21 protein-coding genes and 4 pseudogenes are annotated in these 19,594 nt (G+C 70.5%); 8 read left to right on the forward strand and 17 right to left on the reverse strand.

Annotated features, from left to right (window positions below):
• The 3 genes and pseudogenes from ACFXPX_RS16045 to ACFXPX_RS16055 form a co-directional block, all read left to right on the forward strand.
• Positions 1–846, forward strand: a pseudogene (locus tag ACFXPX_RS16045) (molecular chaperone HtpG); the annotation flags it as partial.
• A gap of 217 nt (positions 847–1,063) precedes the next feature.
• Complete coding sequence (locus ACFXPX_RS16050) at positions 1,064–1,321, forward strand: hypothetical protein (protein WP_380641709.1); 258 nt, start codon at positions 1,064–1,066, stop codon at positions 1,319–1,321.
• Between the two features lie 319 nt (positions 1,322–1,640).
• A complete protein-coding gene (locus ACFXPX_RS16055; protein ID WP_380533118.1) occupies positions 1,641–2,333 on the forward strand; it encodes a hypothetical protein in 693 nt (230 codons plus the stop codon).
• A gap of 389 nt (positions 2,334–2,722) precedes the next feature.
• Here ACFXPX_RS16055 and ACFXPX_RS16060 read toward each other — a convergent pair whose 3' ends face one another.
• The 7 genes from ACFXPX_RS16060 to ACFXPX_RS16090 form a co-directional block, all read right to left on the reverse strand.
• The gene (locus ACFXPX_RS16060) at positions 2,723–4,294 is read right to left on the reverse strand and encodes a PP2C family protein-serine/threonine phosphatase (RefSeq protein ID WP_380641711.1); all 1,572 of its coding nucleotides are present in this window, start codon (positions 4,292–4,294) and stop codon (positions 2,723–2,725) included.
• 155 nt (positions 4,295–4,449) lie between these two features.
• Positions 4,450–4,614 carry a hypothetical protein gene (locus tag ACFXPX_RS16065; protein ID WP_380532076.1) on the reverse strand — a complete coding sequence of 55 codons (165 nt, stop codon included), beginning with the start codon at positions 4,612–4,614 and terminating at the stop codon, positions 4,450–4,452.
• A 17-nt stretch (positions 4,615–4,631) separates the two neighbouring features.
• Complete coding sequence (locus ACFXPX_RS16070; protein ID WP_380641713.1) at positions 4,632–4,835, reverse strand: CsbD family protein; 204 nt, start codon at positions 4,833–4,835, stop codon at positions 4,632–4,634.
• Positions 4,836–4,953: 118 nt separating this feature from the next.
• Positions 4,954–5,394: a DUF2267 domain-containing protein gene (locus ACFXPX_RS16075; protein WP_380641715.1), complete on the reverse strand. Its 441-nt coding sequence runs from the start codon at positions 5,392–5,394 to the stop codon at positions 4,954–4,956.
• Entirely contained in the window at positions 5,391–5,792 is a 402-nt protein-coding gene (locus ACFXPX_RS16080) for a DUF2267 domain-containing protein (protein WP_380641718.1), read from the reverse strand. Before ACFXPX_RS16080 ends, ACFXPX_RS16075 begins: the two co-directional genes overlap by 4 nt.
• A complete protein-coding gene (locus ACFXPX_RS16085) occupies positions 5,789–6,121 on the reverse strand; it encodes an STAS domain-containing protein (protein ID WP_380532065.1) in 333 nt (110 codons plus the stop codon). Before ACFXPX_RS16085 ends, ACFXPX_RS16080 begins: the two co-directional genes overlap by 4 nt.
• A 133-nt stretch (positions 6,122–6,254) precedes the next feature.
• On the reverse strand, positions 6,255–6,689 hold the full coding sequence (locus tag ACFXPX_RS16090) for an Hsp20/alpha crystallin family protein (RefSeq protein WP_380532062.1): 435 nt from the start codon (positions 6,687–6,689) through the stop codon (positions 6,255–6,257).
• Positions 6,690–7,419: 730 nt separating this feature from the next.
• On the opposite strand from ACFXPX_RS16090, the gene ACFXPX_RS16095 reads away from it, so the two are divergent.
• A complete protein-coding gene (locus ACFXPX_RS16095; protein ID WP_380532059.1) occupies positions 7,420–7,590 on the forward strand; it encodes a hypothetical protein in 171 nt (56 codons plus the stop codon).
• Positions 7,591–7,729: 139 nt separating this feature from the next.
• Here the strand turns inward: ACFXPX_RS16095 and ACFXPX_RS16100 are convergent, their stop codons facing one another.
• The 5 genes and pseudogenes from ACFXPX_RS16100 to ACFXPX_RS16120 form a co-directional block, all read right to left on the reverse strand.
• Positions 7,730–8,308 carry an MgtC/SapB family protein gene (locus ACFXPX_RS16100; RefSeq protein ID WP_380641721.1) on the reverse strand — a complete coding sequence of 193 codons (579 nt, stop codon included), beginning with the start codon at positions 8,306–8,308 and terminating at the stop codon, positions 7,730–7,732.
• 239 nt (positions 8,309–8,547) lie between these two features.
• Entirely contained in the window at positions 8,548–8,715 is a 168-nt protein-coding gene (locus ACFXPX_RS16105; protein ID WP_380532053.1) for a hydrophobic protein, read from the reverse strand.
• 150 nt (positions 8,716–8,865) lie between these two features.
• A complete protein-coding gene (locus ACFXPX_RS16110) occupies positions 8,866–9,099 on the reverse strand; it encodes a DUF6296 family protein (RefSeq protein ID WP_380532050.1) in 234 nt (77 codons plus the stop codon).
• Positions 9,100–9,107: 8 nt separating this feature from the next.
• On the reverse strand, positions 9,108–9,233 hold the full coding sequence (locus ACFXPX_RS16115) for a hypothetical protein (protein ID WP_380641770.1): 126 nt from the start codon (positions 9,231–9,233) through the stop codon (positions 9,108–9,110).
• 22 nt (positions 9,234–9,255) lie between these two features.
• A pseudogene (locus ACFXPX_RS16120) lies at positions 9,256–9,516 on the reverse strand (STAS domain-containing protein); the annotation flags it as partial.
• Between the two features lie 330 nt (positions 9,517–9,846).
• Here ACFXPX_RS16120 and ACFXPX_RS16125 point away from each other — a divergent pair.
• A complete protein-coding gene (locus tag ACFXPX_RS16125) occupies positions 9,847–11,997 on the forward strand; it encodes a catalase (RefSeq protein ID WP_380641724.1) in 2,151 nt (716 codons plus the stop codon).
• 138 nt (positions 11,998–12,135) lie between these two features.
• Positions 12,136–13,092, forward strand: coding sequence for a TIGR03557 family F420-dependent LLM class oxidoreductase (locus ACFXPX_RS16130; protein ID WP_380532041.1), 957 nt, complete (start codon positions 12,136–12,138; stop codon positions 13,090–13,092).
• 64 nt (positions 13,093–13,156) lie between these two features.
• Here the strand turns inward: ACFXPX_RS16130 and ACFXPX_RS16135 are convergent, their stop codons facing one another.
• The 3 genes and pseudogenes from ACFXPX_RS16135 to ACFXPX_RS16145 all read right to left on the reverse strand — a co-directional run bounded on the left by ACFXPX_RS16135 (position 13,157) and on the right by ACFXPX_RS16145 (position 14,177).
• On the reverse strand, positions 13,157–13,417 hold the full coding sequence (locus tag ACFXPX_RS16135) for a hypothetical protein (protein WP_380532081.1): 261 nt from the start codon (positions 13,415–13,417) through the stop codon (positions 13,157–13,159).
• A gap of 41 nt (positions 13,418–13,458) precedes the next feature.
• A pseudogene (locus tag ACFXPX_RS16140) lies at positions 13,459–13,884 on the reverse strand (methyltransferase); the annotation flags it as partial.
• A gap of 8 nt (positions 13,885–13,892) precedes the next feature.
• Positions 13,893–14,177, reverse strand: coding sequence for a hypothetical protein (locus tag ACFXPX_RS16145; RefSeq protein WP_380532038.1), 285 nt, complete (start codon positions 14,175–14,177; stop codon positions 13,893–13,895).
• Between the two features lie 530 nt (positions 14,178–14,707).
• Between ACFXPX_RS16145 and ACFXPX_RS16150 the strand changes: the two are divergent.
• Both ACFXPX_RS16150 and ACFXPX_RS16155 read left to right on the forward strand, forming a co-directional pair.
• Positions 14,708–15,030: pseudogene (locus tag ACFXPX_RS16150) on the forward strand (plasmid stabilization protein).
• 545 nt (positions 15,031–15,575) lie between these two features.
• A complete protein-coding gene (locus ACFXPX_RS16155; protein ID WP_380641727.1) occupies positions 15,576–16,568 on the forward strand; it encodes an IS481 family transposase in 993 nt (330 codons plus the stop codon).
• A gap of 808 nt (positions 16,569–17,376) precedes the next feature.
• On the opposite strand, the gene ACFXPX_RS16160 is transcribed toward ACFXPX_RS16155, so the two are convergent.
• Complete coding sequence (locus ACFXPX_RS16160) at positions 17,377–18,483, reverse strand: acyltransferase family protein (RefSeq protein ID WP_380526008.1); 1,107 nt, start codon at positions 18,481–18,483, stop codon at positions 17,377–17,379.
• A 138-nt stretch (positions 18,484–18,621) separates the two neighbouring features.
• Positions 18,622–19,506 (reverse strand): universal stress protein, encoded by an 885-nt coding sequence (locus tag ACFXPX_RS16165; RefSeq protein ID WP_380526010.1) that lies wholly within the window; start codon positions 19,504–19,506, stop codon positions 18,622–18,624.
• Between the last annotated feature and the right edge of the window lie 88 nt (positions 19,507–19,594).

A 19,594-nucleotide genomic window follows, 5' to 3' on the forward strand; every position in this document is an offset into this window, starting at 1 on the left:
GTCAAGAAGGTCCTCGGCGCCCTCAAGGACATGCAGACCAACCGGACGGACACCTACACCGGGCTGTGGGAGCAGTTCGGCCGGGTCCTCAAGGAAGGGCTCATCGAGGACCGCGACAACACCGACGCCCTGCTGGAACTGGTCAGCGCCGCCTCCACCCACGACCCGCAGGAGCCGACCACGCTGCGCGAGTACGTGGAGCGGATGAAGGACGGTCAGGACGCCATCTACTACCTGACCGGCGAGAACCGGGCCATGGTGGAGAACTCCCCGCACATGGAGGCCTTCACCGCCAAGGGCTACGAGGTCCTCATCCTCACCGACCCCGTCGACGAGGTCTGGACCGACCAGGTCCCCGCCTTCGACGGCCACCGCTTCCAGTCCATCGCCAAGGGCCAGGTCGACCTCGACAACGACGCCGACGAGGAGGGTGGTGAGGAGGCGAAGGCCGAGAAGGCCCGGCGCGAGCAGGACTTCGCCCTGATGGTCTCCTGGCTCCAGAGCACGCTGGCCGACCACGTCAAGCAGGTCCGCCTCTCCACCCGCCTCACCACCTCCGCCGCCTGCCTGGTCGGCGACACCCGCGACCTGACCCCCACCCTGGAGAAGATGTACCGGGCCATGGGCCAGGACCTCCCCCAGGTCAAGCGCATCCTCGAACTCAACCCCACCCACCCTCTCGTCACCGCCCTGCGCCAAGCCCATGACACGAACCCCGACGACCCGGCACTGGCCGAGGTCGCCGAACTCCTCCACGGCTCCGCGCTGCTCGCCGAAGGCGGCGACCTGCCCGACCCGGCCCGCTTCACCCGCCTGCTGACCGACCGCCTCACCCACACCCTGTAACCGCCCCCGGGTGCGGCCGGCCCACCGCCACTGCCCGACCCGCCCGGCCGACCACACCCAGGCCATGGCGGCCAGGACCGCCCGGGTCGACAGGCGCGCACGCGGGCGGAGCACCCCCAGCAGGAATGCAGCCCGCAGCACCGCTCCTACCGCTTCGGCGGCCGGAAACGGCCGCCGCTCCCGCCGATCATCAGCCGACCGACCAGGACATCCGCACATGTACGAGTACACCGACCGCAGGGACCGCAGCCTGGCCGACCGCGTCAACGCTGCCGCCGAGCGCCGCCCGGACCGGGGCACCGAGCAGGACAAGGCCGCCGCGACCGCCCTGCTGGCCGACCTGCTCCAGGCCGCAGCCAAGCACGGCATCACCCTCGACACCTTCGACTGGGTCGCCGACCTGCCCGGAAACTGCTATGCCGCCGTCGTCTCACCCCCGCGGGCACAGGCCGCCCAGTGGGCCACGGCCAGCTGAACACGACGTCCGAGCCCAGCCGGCCGTCTTCCCCGCGCGGCCGACGTCTGCGCACCGGCCGCGCTGGGCCGCGGTCCCCACTGACCCGCACCAGCTCGCGGCACAGCCCCTACAGCTCCAGACCGGCGGCCGGCAAGGACGCACCGACCGTGCGTTGAGGGGGTGCTCATTCTCGACGGCTCCGTGCTGCTCGGGGAAGACCTCGTGGGTGCACGTACAGCCGGCGCCCCGCAGCCGTCGGTGCCCATCGCCCGAAGACGCCCGTTCGGCCAGGGGCAGACACCTCGCGCCTCGCAGGCGGAATATCCAAGATCCGCAGATGGTCGAGTCTCATGCCCGCGCTGCCACCCACCTCGCCACCTCCAAGGCCACACGTGCCAACACGAATCCGACCGCGTCCGTGTCGCTGGGCACAGGACGGGCAGGCGTATTCATGGACCCTCCGGCCAGAGCGAACCGGCACGGCCACGATCGATCGAAGGCGGTCCACACCATGGGTGACAACGCACGCGGCCCCGGCGGCAACATCGATTCGTGCCTTCTGGGCATCTACCTCAACGATCACCTGGCCGGCGCCTGCGCCGGGGTCCAGCGCGCCCGCCACCTCGCCGACGCGACCAGTGGAACGCCACTGGGCCGGGCCATGAGCCCGATCGCGGCCGAGATCGCGCAGGACCGCGCCAGCCTGCTGGCCATCATGCGCCAGCTCGACCTGCCGGTACGCCGCTACAAGGCGTGGGCCGGTTGGCTGGGCGAGAGTTTCGGGCGACTCAAGACCAACGGCCGCCTGCTGCGCCGCTCCCCGCTGACCACGTACCTCGAACTGGAGCTGCTGCGCACCGCCGTCGAAGGCAAGACAGCGGGATGGCAGACTCTGCGCCGTCTGGCCGAATCCCACCAGCTCCTCGACCCGGCGCCGCTCGACGAACTGCTGCAACGGGCCGAACGCCAGCAGCACACCCTGGAACTGTGGCGGCGGCGCCAGACCGCCGCCGGTTTCACAGCCGGCTGACCTCGGCTTCGCGCCGCTGCTCCCCGTCTGCGACCACTGCCCCCGTCCACGCCGCGGGCCAAGGAAGTCGGGGCCCGAACCGTCGACCAGGCACGGGCCGGTCCCGGCGAGTCCGCGACCACCAACCGCTCCCCCACGAGAACCAACTCGCTCTCCCATGCCGGCGGTCAGCGTTCCCGCTCCGGTTCCCAGGGCCCGACGAAGGAGCGCCGTACAACGAGGCCTAGCAGCAACGTCCACTGCCGCTCGCAGATGAACAGGAAGGAACTTACCGACCCCCTCGGATGCTGACCACCCGGGCGACCAGTCGCAACGGCCATGGGTCGGCGTTGACCTGCGTCAGCGGAACATCGAAGTCGAATGCCAAGGGTTACGGGTCAGCTGCGTCCTCACCGACGGATGTGCAGCGCGCAGACATCGTCGTGCCGGCTGTCACGAGCCACCAGCTCAGTCACGAGGGCGGCAAGGAGACCGGGCTCGCCGGCGCAGAGCAGTGCGGCACGAGCCAGACGCGCCAGGCCCTCGTCGATGGGCTCGCCCGCCCGCTCGACCAAGCCATCGGTGTAGAGGAGTACATGGTCACCCTCCGTCAGGTCGAGCGAGGCCACCTCGTAGCCTGCCGTGGGGGTGGCGCCCAGGAGGATGCCACCGGGCGCGGGCAGGAAGCGGGCTTCGCCGTCGCGCAGGAGCAAGGGCGGGAGGTGGCCGGCGCCGACCCAGCTGAGACGGCAGGCAGCGGGCTCGTAGCGGGCCATGATCATGGTGGCTGTGCGGCTCTCCCGTCCGGTGGCATGAAGCAAGAGAGCGTTGAGGCGGGCGAGGACGACGGGCAGCGGGGTGCCGGTCATGGCCATGCCCTTGGCGGTGAAGCGAAGCAGGGCCATCGTGGCGACTGCGTCGAGTCCGTGGCCGGCGACGTCGCCGACGACAAACAGGGCGCTTTCGTCGGGGAGTTCGATCGCGCTGTACCAGTCGCCGCCGAGGTTGAGTCCTTCTTGGAGTGGCTGGTAGGCGATGTCCACGGTGAGTCCGGCGACCTGCAGGGTCTGCTCGGGCACGGGCAACAGGGTGTTCTGGAGGCGGGCGGCCAGATCGCGCTCAGCGGCCAGCAGCGCCTGCTGGGCGAGGGCGTTCTGTTCGTGTTCCAGCAGCTGCTGCTCAGTCTGTTTGGCTTCGCTGAGGTCCTGGAAGAAGCCGTACAGCTGGACCGGCTGGCCCTGAGCGTCGGTCTCGGCCTCCATGACGACCCGCACGTGCCGCGTCCGCCCGTGCGGCAGGTGGACGCCAAAGGTGCAGTCGGCGGACTCGCCCGACTTCAGCAGCCGCTGGACCGCCTCGACCAGGGCGGGGCGGTCCTCAATGTCGGCGTAGGCGGACAGCTCCTCCAACGCCAGGGGGCCCAGGGACCGGTCACGGTCGAAGATCGAGTACACCTCGTCGGACCAGGCGATCGCGCCGCGGACGAGGTCCCGGTCCACCCACCCCATGTTGCCCAGACGCTGCATCACGTCCAGGCGGCGCTGTTCGCGCTCGCGCCGATCCAGCCGGTTCCACGAGACGACCAGTCCCCCTTCGCACGGCGTGGCACACACCCGGTACCGGGAGCGGTGGGGGATGCCGGCAGCGGCCTCCTCGTACTCCAGGTCCCCCTCCCAGGCTGTCTCCGTCGCCAGCGCGCGCAGGTACCCGCGCCACAGGTCGGTACCCGCCACGGCGGGATAGGTCTGGAGGACGGTCAGCCCCACCAGGTCCGAGCCGCGTCGGCCGCCGATGTCGACCGCGCGGGGCGAAGCAGCGGCGAAGCGGAGGTCCTCCACCTCGCCGCTGGGACCGAATTCAGGCACGAGGAAGGCGACCGAACCGGGAAGCCCGGCCAGCACACGACGGACCACCTCCAGCGAGGCTTCGTTCACCGTGCTGCTGTGCACGGGTCGTGCTGCCGCTTCCTCGTACTCCGCCATGCACCGAGCATGCCACGCATCAGCCGCGATGCCGACCGTGTCTGCCGCGCCGCCGCGTTCGTCGGGCAAAGCGCCGCAATCGGCTCGGACGCATGGTGCGCATCCGGTCGGCGGCCGAGTCGCATGCGCACCACGGGGGTGGTCCTCGCGTGTTCCTACCTGCGTGCTTCGCGCCGACGCCCCAGGCGCATGCCACCGAACACGAGTGCGGCGACGAACAGCACGGCGCCGATGACCAGCAGCCACAGCAGGCCCTTCACCAGGGCGCCGACGAAGCCGCACACCACGGCGATGAGGACGATGAACAGGAACAGGGCCATGACGGCGCCTCCCTCGGTCAGTCCTTGTGCCCCAGGGCGCCCTTCAACCGGTCGACGGCGCCCTGCGCGGCCTCCTTCACGTCGTCGACGACCTGCTTGGCCTTCGACTCCACCTGGTCGGCCTGGCCCTCGCCCTTGAGTTCCTGATCCCCGGTCAGGTCGCCGGCCTTCTCCTTCGCCTTGCCGGCCATTTCCTGCGCCTTGTTCGACAGGTCGCCCATCGGATCCTCCAGTCGTCCGGCGAGCGGTGCCACCGGCACCGCCTGTTCGTCACTATTTCTACCGATTCCTCTGCATTTTCGCTCGCCGAGCACACCTGCGGCCTCGGACCGCCCCGGGTCAGGCGGCGGCCGGAGTGAGGTCAGCGCGGCCGAACAGGAGCGCGTAGCCGCGGGGCAGGCAGGCCAGCAGGTGGGCGGTGAGGCCCTCGCCGGCCAGGTCGGTGAGGGCGGTCAGGACGCAGGAAGCGTCCCACCGAGCGCCCGCCAGGGTGGTGTTGAGGTTGCCGGCCACGGCCTCGACGAACGCCGGGGCGCCGACCGGTCGGTCGAGCGGGATCGGGGCCACGAACACGGCACGGGCGCGTTCGGGCAGGGCGGCGGCGAGGGCGCAGCGTTCCTCGCCCGCGAGCTGGGCGCCGAGTATGGCCACGACGGTGTCCAGAACGTGCTCGGCTTCCTGGTCGGTGGTGTAGCCGCCGAGTTCGCGCAGCTGCGCAAGGAGGCGGTGGTGCCGGTTCACGGCGGGCCTTCCGGGTGCGGTGCGGGAGCGGTCGGTCAAGGGGTGTGGTCCTGGGGGCGGCCGAAGAGGATGTCGTAGCCGGGGGGCAGTTGGAACAGGATGCGCCGCAGGAGGTCCTCGCCGGCGGCGTCGGCGACCGTGGACAGGACGGCGCCGATGTCCCACAGGGCCGTGGTCTCGCTGGCGCCATCGATCCAGGCGGCGGTGGCGCGCACGAACCGTTCAGGGGCCAGCGGTTCGGTGGCCTGCAGCGGGTTGAGCAGGATCAGGGCCAGGTGTTCGGGCAGACGGGCGGCGAGCTGGGCACGGATCTGGCCCACGAGGTGGGCGCCGAGCAGGGCGAGCACGACGCGCGCCGCCCGTTCGGCCTCCACCGCGGTGTCGTACTTGCCGCGCTCGCGGACGGCTTCGAGGAAGGCTTCCCATCGCAGGGTCACGTCGTGTCTCCCTTCCGCGGCGGCACCGGGGGGCAGGACCCGGGGAGCAGGTGCCGGTGCAGGCTGGTGAGTCGGAACAGCCTCTTGAGGTCTCGCCCGACCCCGCGCAGGACCAGGTGCGCGCCCAGGCGGTCGGCCAGGTTGCGGGCGTGGACCAGGGCTGCCAGCCCCGCGCAGTTCATGAACGTGACCTGGGACAGGTCGAGCACCACGTCCCGGTGCGCGTGCAGCGCGGCGACGAGGCTTCGGCGAAGTTCGGGGGCAGTGGCAAGGTCGATGTCGCCACAGGCGGTCACGGTGGCGGCATCAGCCGTGTGAGGAGCGTGCATGGCGCCCTCGCTGTCAGCTCGGCCTGCACAACGCCCGGCGGGCTCGGGGCGGATGTCCTGTGGGGTGGTGCCGTGGGCTGCGTCGCGCGGCCGGGGGGAACCGCGCGACGCAACCCGGCCCGGGTGCTGCCGGTCAGGCCTGGATCTGCTTGCGGTCCCCGCTGTGGCTGATGGAGATCTTGCGGGGCTTGGCCTTCTCCGCGACCGGGATCTTCAGGGTCAGCACGCCGGACTCGTAGTCGGCGGTGATCCCTTCCGGATCGAGGGTGTCGGAGAGCATGACCTGGCGGGAGAACACGCCGAGCGGGCGCTCGGCGAGCTCCCACTTCACGCCCTCACCATCGCGGCGCGGGCGGCGCTCGGCCTTGACCGTCAGCATGTTCCGTTCCACGTCGATGTCGATCGCCTCCGGATCCACCCCGGGCAGATCGAAGCAGATCACGTACTCGTCGCCGGCGCGGTAGGCGTCCAGCGGCATCGGCGTGGGACGCGACCAGGTGCCGGTCGTGTTCAGGAACTGCTGAGTCAGCCGGTCCAACTCGCGGAACGGGTCAGTGCGCATCAGCATCGCGAAACGCCTCCACTTGATTGTTGGGTGCCAGTGCGCTTCACCTGACACCTTTCTAGCACGTCATCCACTCGATGACAAATACTGAGTCGTCAAAGAAGTGACATCAGCTGGGAGGCAACACGCCCCTGGCGACACGACGTCGGACTTGCTGGGCACGCACGGCCAGGCAGGATCGGCCGGCAGACAGGCGGCCCAGCTGAACGACGGTCTCCTCCGCCCAGGTCCGCCGGGCGGTGTCGTCGGGCAGCGGGTCGCAGCCGGTGAGCCAGTTCCAGCCGGTGGGGGCCGCTGGGCGCAGGTGGCGGGGCAGCGCAGGGCGGCGGCGGAGGCTTGCCGGGTCCGGGCCCGGGCGAGTGCCTGGTTGAGCGCGCGGGCCGGCGGCGGTAGGCGGCCAGGAGCCAACGGGTGGAGGCGGCTACCACGGGTGTCAGGTCGGTGGGCACGGCGTCGGTTCCTCGTGGGCGTACTCGCCCGGGTCCGGTGCGGGCCGGTTTTTCGCGCCGCGTGAGCTGAGCTGCCCCGCTCGCGACGGACCGATGTAGGTGGCCGCCGCTGTCCGACGGAAGGACCCGCATCACGCCCTGCCCGGGCGGGTGGCCGGCTCGGCGAGCGGGACGCCTTCGGCAGGGCGGTGTGCGCCCGGCGTCCTGGCTGTGCCCAGGGGGCTGATGGTCCTGCACGTGGTGTCGATCCAGGAATCCGCTCCCCGCCGGGAGACCATGGGGCCATGAGCACTTCGGACGAGAACGACGCCCCGACCGACGACGCGACACGGAAGCGGTCCGCGGAGCAGCGCAACATCACGGCCCCGACTCCCGAGGACGTCCGGGCCAAGGCCGATGACGAGAAGGACGGAACGGACGACGAGCCGCCGGCAGCCGACCCCCAGGCTCCGTGAGTACCGGGCCGCGGCGAGCACGATCCGCGGCCCCGGACGCCGGTGGCAATCTTGCGGCGGTTACCCCGCTCAGGGGCTCTGGCCCCGGTTCCCGGCGCCCCGGGGGTGCGTGACGTTTGCACCTGCCATGAGTACGAGGTCATTCGTCCGCCTGGCTCGTGCAGCTGCAGGCCAGGACGCCGAAGATGTGCACCAGCCGCTCAGTGAGGGCATCCAGGTCGCCGTGCCCGACGAGCTGGGGCAGCCGGAGCACCATAGGCCGCAGGCCGTAGGAAAGCAGGAAGTAGGCGGCGGTGGCAAGGCAGGCGAGCACTGGTAGGCCGGCGGCGGCCGCTGAGCCGACGGCGGCGGTGAGCCAGATGGTCGCGGCGGTCGTCAGGCCGCACACCGACCCGCGCTGGACGAAGATCACGCCCGCGCCGATGAAGCCGAGCCAGGAAACGATCTGGGCTGCCATCCGCGAGGGATCCACGCTCACCGTGCCGGAGTGCAGCACGTCGGTGAACCCGTACTTGCTGATGAGCGTGAACGGGGCTGCACCCAGGCCGACAACCGTGTAGGTGCGCAGCCCTGCGGCCTTCTGGCGGATCTCGCGTCCCGGACCGATGACACCCGAGAGCATCAGGGCGATGCCGAAGCCGTCGGCCAGCTGTGCCCAGCCCTGGACGGACGGTTCGATGATCCCGTGCAGTGTCCGGCCTCTGATCGGCTTGTTCACGCCGCCCGGCCACTTCGGCCGGCCGGCCGGGCGGGCGGGTGTGCCCGTAACTCAACGACGTCCCCGCGTTACGTCCCCGCCCGCCTGCGCCCTCCTTGCCCGTGCCCTTCCCGTCGGGGCGGCCGACGGCACCGCCCGCCTGGTGAGGGCCAGGGGGCCTGGCCGGCCGAGCCGGCCTGGTGAGTCCGGCCTGCCAGATGGTCCGCCGCAGGGGGGCTGTGTTGGAAGTGCGCTGTTGGTCACCAGCGGTACCAGCGGGAGCGGCCGGATCCGGAGGTTCCGCGGACGAAGAATCCGAGGATCCACAGCACCAGGACGGCTAGCGCCACCCACCAGAGCACATGGACGGCGAACCCGACGCCGAAGAGCAGCAGGATGACGAGCAGGACCAGAAGCAGAGCAACCATGGACGATCACCTTCTCACTGTGAGTCTGCCCCGCCCGGCCCGCATGATTCCGCCGCCCGAGCGGCTGGGCCTGCGGGGACGACAGCTGGTGACGGAGGAACGCTGCTGCGTTGCTGGGCCGCACGGGATCCCGGGCGCTGGACGGCGCGGTCAGGGCAGCGCGGTGGCGTGCAGGCAGGTGTGCCGGCTCGGACCTGGGGCCGCGGCCAACGGCTTGGCCACTCCGGCTTGGACCTCCACCCGGAACGTGCCGGTGTCGTCGGCATAGATCGGGGCTCCGGCGGCGCTGAGCTCGCCGGTGGCGTGGACGACGACGACCTCGGGAGGCCGGTGCGCACCGGGCGGGCCCGGCAGGGTGACGGCGTAGCGTTCGGCGATGTCCACGGCGGGCCTCATCCGGCGGGCGGGCAGCGGTCGCCGCTGAGAGCGGCGCGCAGGGTGTCACGGATGGTGAGGACCTCGGCGGTGCCGGTGACCTCCAGCAGCCGCCGGGGCTGCGGGAGCGGTGCGGCCAGCACCAGCTCGGTTCCGATGGTGCGGGCGTCCAGGCGTCTCGAGCAGGACGTTGCGGCCGGTGGAGTCGCAGAGGACGAGGCGTGACAGGTCGACGACCAAGAGTGGCGGGCCGTCGTCGAGTGCGCCGGCGAGCGCGCCTTCCAGGCGGTGGCGCTCTTCCTGATCGACCTCGCCGTCCAGGCGGACGAGGATGGCCGTTCCCGGCAGGCCCGCGGTCGTGTTCCGCAGGACCGGATCATCGGGTGCCGACGTATCCGCCGGATGGGTCTGGCGGTGGGCGCACATGAGAGGGCCTCCTCGCGCGGGAAGCTGTCCGCCTACGATCCTCCTCTACGGATCGGTGACCGTCCACCGCCCGGAGCCCCGAGGCGACCGCTCGGCCTGCCCCGGCAAGCCGCACCGTCCGCACGCCCGAGTTGCCGCGACCGGCGGGCGCCACAAGACAGACCGGGTTCGGCCGGCCGGCGCTGCCTGCGACGGCGCCACAACCCGTACCGACCTAAAGTCCTGTCTGGAGGGATTTGTTCGGTTTGATACTCAGATGGTCGGGCAGCCGACCAACGCCAGGTGATGCACAGACAAGCCCTGGCTGGCCACTCGGAAGGAGCACACGGCATGACCGTCAATCCCGGACCGCCCGAAGGGCGCCCTCACGCGCCCCTGGTCACCGAGACCCCCAACCCCGGCCCGCCCGCGCGCGGCGGGCGGGACGCCAAGGACGCCGCGCTCGATGCCGCCCGGGCTGTGGATGCGGACGGGCCGCTCACCACCGACCAGGGTGTGCGCGTCGACGAGACCGACAACTCCCTGACGGTGGGCGAGCGCGGCCCGACGCTTCTGGAGGACTTCCAGCTGCGCGAGAAGCTCACGCACTTCGACCACGAGCGGATCCCCGAGCGGGTGGTGCACGCCCGGGGTGCCGGCGCCTACGGCTTCTTCGAGCCGTACGAGTCGCTGGCCGAGTACACCTGCGCCGACTTCCTCCAGGAGCCGGGGCGCCGCACGCCGGTGTTCGTGCGCTTCTCCACCGTCCAGGGCCCGCGCGGCTCGGCCGACACAGTGCGCGACGTGCGCGGCTTCGCCACGAAGTTCTACACCCGGCACGGCAACTACGACCTGGTCGGCAACAACATGCCGGTCTTCTTCATCCAGGACGCGGTCAAATTCCCGGACTTCGTGCACGCGGTGAAGATGGAGCCGCACAACGAGATCCCCACCGGCGCATCCGCGCACGACACGTTCTGGGACTTCTGCTCGCTGCAGCCCGAGTCCACCCACATGCTGATGTGGGTGATGTCGGACCGGGCGATCCCGCGCAGCTACCGGATGATGCAGGGCTTCGGCGTGCACACCTTCCGCCTGGTGAACGCCCAGGGCCAGGGCTCCTTCGTCAAGTTCCACTGGACGCCGAAGCTCGGCACCTACTCCCAGGTCTGGGACGAGGCGCAGATCACCGCAGGACGCGACCCCGACTTCCACCGCCGCGACCTGTGGGCGGCCATCGAGGCCGGCGACTTCCCGGAGTGGGAACTCGGCGTACAACTGATCCCCGAACAGGACGAGTTCGCCTACCCCTTCGACTTGCTCGACCCGACCAAGATCGTCCCCGAAGAACTGGTGCCGGTTCGGCCGGTCGGCCGGATGGTGCTGGACCGCAACCCGGAGAACTTCTTCGCCGAGACCGAACAGGTCGCCTTCCACACCGCCAACATCGTGCCGGGCATCGACTTCACCAACGATCCGCTGCTGCAGGGCCGCAACTTCTCCTACCTGGACACCCAGCTGATCCGCCTGGGCGGCCCGAACTTCTCCCAACTGCCGGTCAACCGCCCACTGGCCGAGGTGCGCACCAACCACCGCGACGGCTACGGCCAGCACACCATCCACTCCGGTACCGGCTACGCGCCGAACTCGGTGGGCGGCGGCTGCCCGTTCACCCCAGGCGGCGGACGCCTGCCCGAGGGCGTCTTCGAGCACTACCAGCAGCGCATCGACGGCGCCGCGATCCGGCGCCGCAGCCCCAGCTTCGCCGACCACTACAGCCAGGCCGCGCTGTTCTGGCGCAGCATGGCCGACTGGGAGCGCGAGCACATCACCGCCGCGTTCTCCTTCGAGCTCGGCAAGGTCGGCGACCGGGCGGTGCGGCAGCGGATGGTGGCCAATCTGACCCGGGTGGACCAGAGCCTGGCCGAGGAGGTCGCCCGACGCATCGGCGAACCCGCGCCCCAGCCGTCCCCCGCGGACGGCGAGGCGAACGCGGCCGGCGTGCCGGTCTCGCCTGCGCTGAGCCTGGAGAACCAGCGCGCAACCGGCATCCGCACCCGCAAGATCGCCGTCCTGGTGGCGGACGGCGTGGACGCCGAGCAGGTCCAGGCGGCGCGGAACCGCCTCGGCGCCGAGGGCGCGACGGTGGAGACTCTCGCCGGCCACGGCGGCACAGTGTCCGGCCGCGACGGCCAGGACGTGGCGGTCGACCGGGCGCTGGCGACGACCGCCTCGGTGCTGTACGACACCCTGGTGCTGCCGGACGGCACAGTGGTGCTCGCCGCCGATACCGACGCCGTGCGGTTCGTCGGTGAAGCCTTGCGGCATGGCAAACCGCTTGCCGTGCTGGGCTCGGGGGCGGCACTGTTCGAGGCCGCAGCAAGTGGCCGACCGGAGCAGGTGGCCGGGGTCGCGGTCCGCGGCAACGGCCAGGAAGCCGACACCGCGTTCTGGGACGAGTTCGTCGCCTTGACCGAACAGCACCGCTTCCCCGACCGCTGACGCCCGCGAGCTTCGCACCCCCGTGCGCCACCCCCTGGTCTCCGGCCGGGGTGGCTGTCGCCCGGCGCCGTCCGGCCTGGCGTGGTGATCGGACTACTCAAACCCGCAACGCGCACCGTTCGAAAGGAGCGGATGTCGATGACGGAGTACGGCTACTTCCTGGCGTGCGAGGAGTTCACCCCAACGGAGCTGATCGACCAGGCCCGCCGGGCGCAGGAGGCGGGGTTCACGAGGTTGGCGATCTCCGACCACTTCCACCCGTGGAACGACGCGCAAGGCAACAGCGCCTTCGTGTGGTCGATGATCGGCGCGCTGTCGCAGACCGTCGGCCTGCCGGTCACCACGCTGGTCACCTGCCCGACGGTGCGGCTGCACCCGGCGGTGACCGCGCAGGCCGCCGCCACGTCCAGCGTCCTGCTCGGTGGGCGGTTCGCGCTCGGCGTCGGCACCGGGAAGGCGCTGAACGAGCACATCCACGGCGACGCGTGGCCCTCGTTCGACGTGCGGGCCGAGATGCTGGAAGAGGCGGTCGAGGTGATGCGTCGGCTGTTCACCCGCGAGGTGACCAGCCATCGGGGCCGGCACTACACGGTCAACAACGCCCGCCTCTACACCGCCCCCACGCAGCCTCTGCCCATCTACGTGTCCGCGTTCGGGACGAAGGCCGCCGAGCTGGCCGGCCGGATCGGGGACGGCTTCGTCACCATGACCTCGGACGCGGACCTGGTGGGGGCCTTCCGGGAGAACGGGGGCGCGGGCAAGAAGGTGGTCGGCGGGGTGAAGGTGTGTTGGAACAGCAACCGGGAGGCGGCGGTCGAGGCGGTGCACCGGCTGTGGCCGACCGAGCTGCTGCCCGGCGAGCTCGCCCAGGTGCTGCCAACACCGGCGCACTTCGAGCAGGCCAGCGAGCTGGTCACCCCCGAGATGGTCGCCGAGACGGTCACCTGCGGCGACGAGGCGGAGGAGCACGTGGAGACGGTGCGCGCCTATGTGAGGGCCGGGTTCGACGAGGTGTACGTCGGACAGATCGGCCCGGACCAGGCGATCTTCTTCGACGCCTATCGCGAGCTGGTCCTGCCCGCCCTCCGCCGCTGAGCCACGCGCCGGGGTCCGGTATGCAGGGCACCCGCGTCTGCAGGTCGACACGTGCGGGTCGGTGTTACTCGGCGGCGCAGCGTGCGGCCATCAGGTCCGCGCTGGGGGCCTGCACAAGGTGCAGTCCTACGGCGTGCAGTTCCTCGGCCAGTTGTTCGGGCGGGGTGGGCCACAGGTCGAACGCCTCCCGTACCTGGCGCAGCACGTCGCCGTCGCGTTCGACGCGGTAGGTGAAGACCGTGCGCACGATGCCGCAGTCCGGCCGACGGGTGACGTCGGCGCTGTACAGGTCCGGGCCCACCCGCACCGGCCCGAGCCGGGCCACCGACTCGCACCCGTCGGGCGGCCGGCCGGGGGCGGGTCGAACAGGAGCAGGCCCCCGGGCACCAGGGCTGTTGAGATCGCCTTCCAGACGGCGCGTCTGGTGGCGGGGTCCAAGCTGGCGATCACGTTCGAGGCGACCGCCACATCCGCCACAGCGGCCAGACCCGCCTGTGCGAGGGGGTCGGGATGCACGGTGACCCGGGCGCGCTGGTCCGCGCCGAGGTGGGCCAGACGGGACAGCAGGGCGGCGCGCATGGCCGGGGCCGGTTCGACGGCGTGAACAGGCACGCTGGAAGCCCGCAGCAGGACTTCGGTGACGATGCCGGTGCCCGCCCCGACATCCACGATCGCGTACCGGGCGCGGCCGGCTGCCCCGGTGAAACGCCGCTCGGCCAGACGCCGGTCGGTCTCGGCCTGCAGCAGGTCGTAGAACTCCGCGGAGACCGCGTAGCTGCCGCTGTCGTCCACCTTCGGCGCTACCTACCGGCCGCCGGCCGCGAACCCGGCCAGGCCACCGCGCGCGCTGTCGCCGAGGCAGACGAACAGGCCAGCGTTCTCAGCGTGATCGCGGTCCCACCCAGAAGGTGGTGGTCCAGGAGCCGACCGCCGCTTGTGCCGATCGCCTTGCGGATGCGGGCCCGCGGCGCGGCGTGGCCGACCCACGCGAGCTCCTCGGTCCGTCCGACCGCCTTGTCGGCGCCGGTGTCGAGCTGCGTGCCATCAACGTCGAACAGTTCCGCCGCCGGCATCAACCACACCACCTCCTCACGCTGGACCCGCGCTCCGACGCTACGGCCCAGCACCCGCCCCCCGTCTGTTTGCCACGCCGAATCCGGGAAACCCGGAGCACCATGGAACCTGTGGAACCTGCTTCCCCCACCGTCGTGATCACCGAGGCCGGAGCGGACGCGGGACCCTCCCGCACGGTAGTTCGCCACCTTCACCGAAATCGGCCCCGACGATCTCCGCAACGCCACCAAGGTCGTCTGCCTCGACCCCGTGACGCCGTCCGGGCCGCCCTGGCGCGCCAGCTGCCCCACACCAGCGAAGTGGCCGTCAGGTCCGCACGCGGCGAGCGCCTGCACGAGATCCGGCTGCGGAACGCCTGCAGCAGCGCCGCGCCCGGGCCGCGGACGCGGTCGGCAGCAGCAGGCCGCGCGAGCCCGTCACTGGTCCTGCGGACACGCGGCCGCACGGGCGCAAGCCGGTCGGCTCGCCGCCAGCACCTCGGATTCCTCTCACAGATGCGGGAAGCAGGCGCCCCGCAGCGATCGGACAGGAGTGTGTGACCATGCCTCGCGGTTCAAGCCCGAAGCGGGAGCGGCAGTACGAGCACATCAAGGAAGCGCACTGGAGCGCGGTGAGAGCAACAAGCGCGCCGAGGAGATCGCCGCCCGCACGGTGAACAAGGAACGCGCCCGGCACGGCGAGTCGAAGACCGCCAGCCGCAGCTCGGTCAAGGACATGTCCTCCGCCCGGCGCGGCGGGCTGCACTCGTACAGCGGCTCCACGGGCCCCACGAAGGAGCAGCTGTACAACGAAGCCAAGCAGCGAGGCATCCACGGCCGCTCGAAGATGAACAAGAAGCAGCTCGAACACGCCTTGGGCCGTTAAGAGGTGACGACCATGGGCACCGTGCCCGTTCCATCCGACCCCGACGTCATCCCGGTTCCGCCGCCCGAACCGCCGCAACCGCCCGCCCCGCCCCAACCGGTGGAGCCGCCCGCCCCGCCCTAGCCGGTCGAACCCCCGGTGCCACCCGACCCGCCCACGCCACCGGACTCGCCCACGCCGCCCGGCTCGCCGCAGCCACCCCCCGAACCGTTGGCCCCACCCGGTCCAGCTGAACCCGCCCCTGAGCCCGCCGCGCCGGAGCTTTCACGGCCCCGCACACCAGAGCCCCTGACTGACCGGGGCGGCGAAGACGCCGAGCAGTGACCGGGCCCTCGGCGTCCAGACCTGCGTTTGTGCTACTCACCAGGGCCGTCATCTGCCGGGTCAAGGGCGGCTACTGGTTGCGGATGTCGGGCATGTCGGACAGAGCCTGCTCCTCAGCGGCACGCGCAGAAATATCTGCACCAAGCAAGAAGCCGAGCGGTGTGGTACAAAACTGCCGGACGTTGGTTACACATGGGTCTCCGACCATGACGGAGATTGCCATGCCCCCTTCGCCGCAACAGCAGCAGGACCGCCAGGCCCAGCGGCGCCTGGCGGTCCTGAGACACGCCGAGGAAGTCACCGGGAACGTCTCGCTGACCTGCCGGTACTACGGAATCAGCCGCAACTGCTTCTACAAATGGCAGCGGCGCTACCAGGAGGAAGGCATCGAGGGCCTGCGCGACCGCTCCAGCGCGCCGCACCACAGCCCGAACGCCACCGACGCCGACATCGTGAACAAGATCGTCTATCTGCGGCAGAACTACCACTTCGGTCCGATGAAGATCCAGATGTACCTCAAGCGGTACCACGACATCGACATCGCCTGCTCCGCCGTCTACCGCATCCTCAAGCGGCTGGGCCTGAACCGCCTGCCGGCGTCCCAGCGCTACAAGCGCCACGACCAGCGTCACACGCGGTACGAGAAGCAGCTGCCCGGCAACCGGGTCCAGATCGACGTCAAGTTCATCGAGCCGATCGGCGTCCCGACGCAGACGGCATCACCGGAACCTGTCCCGGTCACCGGCAAGGCCCCCAAGGTCCGCCGCCGGGCCAAGTACTACCAGTTCACCGCGATCGACGACTGCACCCGTCTGCGCGTTCTGCGGATCTACCCGCGGTGCGACCAGAAGACCGCCGTCCAGTTTCTGGACTACGTCCTGGAGCGGCTGCCGTTCCGCGTCGAGGTCATCCAGACCGACAACGGCGCCGAGTTCCAGTCCGCCTTCCACTGGCACGTGCTCGACAAGGGCATCGCCCACACCTACATCAAGCCGGCCTCCCCGCACCTCAACGGCAAGGTCGAACGCTCACACCGCATCGACGCCGAGGAGTTCTACCGCATGCTCGCCGGTGTCGTCATCGACGACACCGGCGCCCTCAACGAGAAGCTCCGAGAATGGGAGGACTACTACAACTTCCACCGCCCACACGGCGCTCTCGGCGGCCAGACCCCCTATGAACGCCTCAAGCAGAAGACCGAGAGTCACGTGTAACCGAGCTCCGGCAGATGCACACGCGACGATGCCTATCACCGGGCACAGTTCAGTCCTCGCCGCCGCCGGCGGCCATGGTGGAAGGGCCGGACACGATGAACAGAGCAGTACGAGCCAGGATCGCGCACCGAACCGGACGCCCGCGAGTCCGCCGCCCAGCGCCCGTGCGGCGACGCCGCCTTGCGCGCGAACACCGCAGGGTGAAATGTGCGCGGATCGCCGCCCGGCTCCTGGGAGAGCTGATCGGCGGAATCCTCGGATCCTGACAGCACACGCAGCCGATTCCCGCCCCCGGCGCACTTGCGCAGACCTAACCTGTCCCGGCACATGGGGTGAAGCCCGACGCCTGGGCGGCGGGTGGCCCCTCCTGGACCAGGGCTCGGATGGCAGCGGGCCGGGCGCCGAGCCGGCGCCCGTGGACCGGGGTGTCGTCAAAGATCCCGGGCCGGATCGGGCTCGCCGAGGGTGCGGGCGTGGTGGGGGCGGGTCGCCGCCCGCCCCAGGACGTTCATGCTCCTCGGCGTATTCAACCCGACCCGCGCCACCCTCACCGCCCCGCGACAGGACGTGCTCTTCTGACCACGGGCGCGGCCGCTCGCGGGGGTACCAGGCCAATCGCGAACTGTGGTGGAGAAGGTGAAGGGGCGCGGTGTGCACTGCGCGCCCGGCGAAAGGCAGCGATGACGAACGTCGCGGACCGTGACCGGCTCGTCCGACCATCAACCGCGGACGCCTTCGAAGCGCCGAGCTGGAGGCCTATGCCGCCGCTTTGCTGTAGAGCTGGGTCGGTGCCACTGGCCGCGAAAGCCTACGAGGCGAAGCGACGCACGAGGGGTCTCTCGACGTACCGGTAGACGGCCAGCGACATCGTCACGGCCGCGGCGATCAGGGACAGGGCGATGGCGAAGCCCACCCATGGCGGAAGGCCTGGTCGGATGCCGATGAGGTGGCGGACGGTCATCATCAGGGGCCAGTGGGTGATGTACAGCGCATAGGACGCCTCGCCCAGGGCGAGCAGCGTCGGACTGGGCAGGCGGCCGGCGCGGCCGGCGAGGTCGGCCTGGGCAATCCTGGCGATGACAGCGGCCATGGCGGGTGCCGTCGCCGTGGCCAGCGCGTACTGCGCGGGCAGGAACGGGAGGGCTGCGAAGAAGGCCACGAGGAAGGTGCCGATCGGTAGCCGACCGATGTTCCGCCAGGTGCCCGTCTGGATCATGCGGGCGGTGAGGATGCCGAGGAGAAATTCCAGCAGCCTCACGGGTGGGAAGACGTAGATGAACCACAGGCTGTTCTCGTTGACCGGAAGCCAGTCGAACAGCACGGGCCCGGGGACGAGCGTGGACGCCAGTGGCATCACCAGGATCGCCGCTGCCAGGAGCGGCCACACGATCTGCAGCTGACGCACCGGGATCCTCCGGGCGGCAACGATGAGGACCGGGAAGAGTGCGTAGAAGAACGCTTCGCACGAGATCGACCAGGCGGGGGTGTTGAAGCCGGTGTAGAGGTCGGCGTCCGGTACCCAGTCCTGGATGAGGAGCAGGTTCGCCACGGCCGTGCCCGGCCCGTGCGACGGTGGCACGGTCATCGGTACCGGCGCTGAGGTGAGAGCGAAGAACGCGGCGGTCGCGCCCCATCCGAGCAGGTGGTTGGGGATGATCTTCCACCACCGGCGACGCCAGAACGCCCGTGCCCGTTCGCCGGGCCGGTGGACCCACGTCAGCAGGAATCCGGACAGAACGAAGAAGCCGCTCACTGCGCCGGTGGCGAGAGGCTCGCCCGCGCCGAGTGCCTTCTGCAGGGAGCCGCTGAAAAATCCCGACACGTATGTCACGTGGTACCAGACCACGGCAATGGCGAGGACGAACCTCAGTCCCGTCAATGACGGCAGGCGGCTGGATAAAGGCTGGTCAGGCATGTCGTATCTCGACTCCTGGGGACACGGGTGGCCCCGCCAACCGCCTCCGTGCGGAGGGGACGACTGGCAAGGGGGTTGCGGGATGCTGCGTTGGACATGTAGGTGGAGCCGACCTCGCGTTGCGTGTGCGGGCGGGGTTCAGGGGTGTGGGATGACGGCGGTGGGGACCTTCGAGTGGTGAATCACGGCGTGGGCCACGGGGCCGATGTGCAGGCCCAGCCGGGTCCGGCGGGCGCGTCGCCCGATGACCAGGAGTGAGGCGTGGGCGGAAGCGGTGATCAGAGTGTGGGCCGCTCCGCCGGTCTGAATGTCCTCGGTGACGTCGATCTCGGGGAACCGCTCCCGCCAGTCGGCGACGGCATTGCCCAGCAGCTCGGTCTCCAGGGCGCCGAACTCCTTCAGCAGCTCGGTCTCCGGAGGTAGCCAGCCCGCGTAGCCGTAGCTCGACGGCAGGTCCCAACCGTGCAGGACCCGTAGTCGGGCACCGGTCAGCGCGGCCTCGCGGAAGGCGAATTCGAGTACGGCGTCAGCCGGGGTGTGGGTGTCGAGTCCGACGACGATCTCGCGCACGGGCGTGCTGTCCGGCCAGACGACCTCGTCCGTCTCTTCCGCGCGGATCAGGATCGTCGGGATCTCCGTGCGTGCCACGGTCCCGAGGCCGACCGAGCCGACGAGCAGTCCGCGGAAGCCACCGAGTCCACGGGTGCCGAGAACCAGCAGGTCGCCCTCCGCCGCGGCGGTGGCGAGTTCGTCGGCGACGGCTTCACCGGGGATCAGGGCGGATTTGATGTCCAGGTCCGGGTGACGACCGTGGGCGAAGACGGTCAGCTCGGCCAGCATGCGCTGGACTGCGGCGTGGGGGGTGGTCTGCTCGTCCTTGGCCTCTGGAGCTTTGTCGAGCGCGGGCCCGACGTGAATCAGCCGCAACGGCGTGCCTCGTCTGACGGCCTCATCCGCCGCCCAGAGTGCTGCGGAGCGGCTGCGGAACGAGCCGTCGACTGCGGCGAGAACGGGACGTGCCATGGTCAGGTCTCCCTGCGTGGTGGGTCCGGTGAGGCGTAGCTCCGATACCGAGCTACGCGGAAATGGCCTTCGAGCCAGCTTCGGTGAC

Origin of the sequence: Kitasatospora sp. NPDC059146 (assembly GCF_042786665.1) — a bacterium.
In the GTDB taxonomy this organism is placed as follows: Bacteria; Actinomycetota; Actinomycetes; order Streptomycetales; family Streptomycetaceae; genus Kitasatospora.